Origin of the sequence: Streptomyces sp. NPDC058240 (genome assembly GCF_042882135.1) — a bacterium.
Taxonomy (GTDB): Bacteria; Actinomycetota; Actinomycetes; order Streptomycetales; family Streptomycetaceae; genus Streptomyces.
The window spans coordinates 1-3358 of record NZ_JBHVWT010000130.1; the positions used below are offsets into that span (position 1 = coordinate 1).

At 68.8% G+C, this 3358-nt stretch carries 3 protein-coding genes; 1 reads left to right on the forward strand and 2 read right to left on the reverse strand.

Going from position 1 to position 3358, the window contains the following annotated elements:
• Positions 1-65 precede the first annotated feature (65 nt).
• Together ACFVX4_RS41785 and ACFVX4_RS41790 are read right to left on the reverse strand one after the other, a co-directional pair.
• Positions 66-326, reverse strand: a complete 261-nt coding sequence (locus ACFVX4_RS41785) for a hypothetical protein (protein ID WP_389988676.1) — start codon at positions 324-326, stop codon at positions 66-68.
• An 8-nt stretch (positions 327-334) separates the two neighbouring features.
• Positions 335-1423 (reverse strand): serine hydrolase domain-containing protein, encoded by a 1089-nt coding sequence (locus tag ACFVX4_RS41790; protein ID WP_389988679.1) that lies wholly within the window; start codon positions 1421-1423, stop codon positions 335-337.
• Positions 1424-1976: 553 nt separating this feature from the next.
• Here ACFVX4_RS41790 and ACFVX4_RS41795 point away from each other — a divergent pair.
• Positions 1977-3137, forward strand: a complete 1161-nt coding sequence (locus tag ACFVX4_RS41795; RefSeq protein ID WP_389988681.1) for a zeta toxin family protein — start codon at positions 1977-1979, stop codon at positions 3135-3137.
• Positions 3138-3358 lie beyond the last annotated feature (221 nt).

The following is a 3358-nucleotide window of genomic DNA, read 5'->3' on the forward strand; positions in this document are numbered from 1 at the left end:
TGGCCACCGACGCATACGTCCCACCCGGACTGGCGTGGTACAGCGCGACGGCATCGGCCCGGAACTCAGGCGAGTACTTCGATGTCCCCAACAGGAACTCCTAATCCTATGGATCTACACGATCCAATGATCAGGGTGTCCACGATCAAGGGGAAACGCCCCTGAACCATGCCTTCCCTGGTCACTCCTGTCATGTCGCCCGGCAGCATCAACTCCTCTTCCCAACCGTCGCTGCCGATCGACGACGACTTGCTGCTGCGGATCCGCAGCACGGTCGTCGGGGTGGTCCTTGCGGCAGAAGGGGCGGCGGGGGTCAGTGCAGGCACGCGGCTGCTCAGTTGCCGACCACGGCGTCGTGGATGGCCCACCCCATGTCGCCGGCGCACCAGCTGATGTTGCCGAGGACGGCGATGTCCAGGCCCTGCCGCGGGTAGTGATAGAGGCGGGCACTGGCCCCGTCCTCCTCGCCCGTGTGGCCCCAGCGGACGATGGTTCCTTCGTCGTCGAGGATGTGGGTGAGGCCGAAGCCGTACATCCACTGGTAGCCGCGGACCTTCTCCTCACGCTCGTCGACCTGTGGGGTCAGTGCCAGGCGCGCGGTCTCCTCGTTCAGCAGCTGCCCGTGGCGCAGTGCGTGGGCGAAGGCCGTCAGATCGGCGGCGCTACAGGTAGCCCCTCCGTCGGCGGCGGCCCCGGGGGTGGTCGCGTAGTGATTGGTCCGGTACGGGGTAGGGCTGTCGGCGGTGGTGAGGTATCCCTCGGCAATGTCCGGCCCCAGGTTGTCCAGGGCCGGGAATCCTGCTGCGCTCATTCCGGCACGGGCGAATACATCGTCGGCGATGACCTCCTCAAAGGAGCGGCCGGTCACCGATTCGATGAGCAGGCCGAGCAGGATGTAGCCGGCGCCGTTGTACAGATGACGCTCCCCGGGAGGGAAGTGGGGCTGCTTGCCGGCGAACAGCGACAGGTAGTCCTTGTTGCTCCGCAGCAGGTAGAGCGGGTGGGAGGAGGTCAGGGCGGCCCATTCGGCCTCCCAGTCGTCGCTGCCCTCCTCGAACCAGTCGCCGATGCCCGCCGTCATCGTCAGGGCGTGGTGGACCGTGACACGCGGATCGAGCTGGGGCATGTGCTCCTTCACGAAGCCCACCAGCGCGTCGTCGAGGCAGACCTGCTTCCGCTCGACGAGCTGCAGGACGGCCACCGCTGTGAACATCTTGGAAACCGACGCCACCCGGAATCGCGTGTCGCACGTGTTCGGTATGGACCACCGCCGTGACGCCATCCCGAACGCGCGGGTGAATACCGGCTCCCCGTGACGCGTGACCCGGACCGTGCCGGAGAACCCCCTCCCCTGCGCCACTGTGGAGACTGCTTCCTCCAGGGAAGCCGGATCGAATCCGTCAGCCCTCGTCACGATCGTCACCGCAGACCCCTCACAGAAGAAAGTTCACCAGTTATCGGTGATGATGATCGTCACCAGTCCGCCTGCGAGCAACTGCTTTACCCTGCCCGCACGCGCCGCGGGGAGAGTGTCGCTCAACCCGCCTCAACTGTCGGTCCGTTGACCGCGACGTACATTCCGTCACCTCGCGGATCGCGTGTCGTCGGTATCCCCTCCTCGTCCTGGTGATGTGGAGGTGGCGGATGCCGTCGTTGCGGGCAGTGCTGGAGAGCCGTGAGAAGGCGGCTCTGGTGCGGGTGGCTGAACTGCGGGATCGGCCTGGGCGGCGCTGATGCTGAGCGCGGGAGCCTGGGGGCCGGCGCCAAGAGCGCGGCGGACAGTCACGCCGGTCATCGTACGGGCAGCGCATCGCTGGTCGCCGCGGCCGCCGAGCCGGTCGGCAAGCCAGGGCTGATGGCCGCGTTAGACCTTGTCTGTCAGGGCCTACCAGGGGGCACATGGGAACTGGCGGCGGGCTCGCTTGAGGTTTTCCGCAGCGCTGTGCTGAAACTGTTCGGCGGATCTGAGAGCGGTGATGAGGGCCCTCTGGTCGTCCGGGCCGACGCCGTCGCGATGCCGTCCAGCTCGATATCCATGGCTTCGCGCTCGGTGGTCCACCGGCAAGACCAGTCAGGCCCAGGTGCTGCGCCGGGCCTTGCGCGGCCGGCCCACGCGGATCAGCGGCGATGACTTCAAGGCGATGCACCCGGACTACTACAACCTGTTGCGCGAGGAGCCGCGTACGGCCGGGGATCGGATCCGGGCGGACTACCGGGCCTGGCAGGCGATGGCCGAGGCGGCGGTGCGAGAGCGGCGCGGGGACGTGACGATCGAGGTCGCCCCCGGCAGCGCGGCCGCCTTCGTGGAAAGCGCGATGGCCTACCGGCGGGCGGGCTACCGGGTGGAGCTGGTGGTGCTGGCCGTACGGGCGGCCGACTCCCGGCAGGGCACCGCGAAGCGCTGCGCCGACGTCAACCGACTGGGCGGGCACGGCCGGTTCACCACCGCCGTTGGGCACGACGGGCACCTCGCCGTGCTCGCCAACGCGGTTGCCGCGGCCGAGCAGGAGCCGGTGGCCGACTCCGTCATGGTGTGGGGGCGCGACGGAACCGTCCTCCACCGCAACGACCGCACCCCTCAAGGCTCCTGGTCGCGGCCGAGAGCCGCAGCGGATGTGCTGCTCGCCGAGCAGACCCGCCCCTACACATCCCAGGAGGCGGCACGCTTCTGGGACCTCCAGCGCCGCCTGCGCACCGAGCTCCCGCACTACCGCCACGACCTGGAGCAGATTTCCCGCCTGGCGCGAGCGCTGATGCCCGCCCACCTCCAGCCGCGGAGACTGACCGGCCCCACGCCCGTGGCCGCCCTCCCACTCCCCCGGGCCGGCTACGGGCCGGCGGCGGGATGCCTCCTCGGTGTCGGCATCCCCCAGCCGCGCCCGGTCCTGCACGCACTCCTGCTGCCGGGCGAGCAGGTGCTCCAGCCGCTCCGGGTCGGGGTGGGAGGCACGGCGCTCCGCCAGGAGTTCACGCGTGTACCAGGCCATCACCTCGCTCACCGCGTCGGCGGAGCCCTGCGGGCCGACCGCATCGGCCGGCTCGGAGGAACTGGAGGGGCCTGCCGGATCGTGCACGAGAACCAACTTCTTCCACGGGAAGACGGCAAAGGGGCGGCCTGCGGCCCGTCGGCGGCGTAATCCGTCTGGCCATGGTGGACCTTCTCAAGCGGCCTTGCCGAGTACGGCCCCCCGGCCGTGTGAAGAAGAGGCCCCCCGCAGCTCTTCACCTCTCTGACACCGCTTGGGTCCTTGCGGCGGAAGCATGGGACTGTAAAACGATCGGTGTAACTCCTGATCAAGGAAGATGCATCGTTGACCAGTGAGAACGTGACCGAGGCCGAGTCCGTCGAGCCGTCCGA

Coding starts and splice junctions, on each gene's coding strand:
- ACFVX4_RS41795 (WP_389988681.1), top strand. CDS start 1,977: ATGAGGGCCCTCTGGTCGTCCGGGCCGACGCCGTCGCGATGCCGTCCA.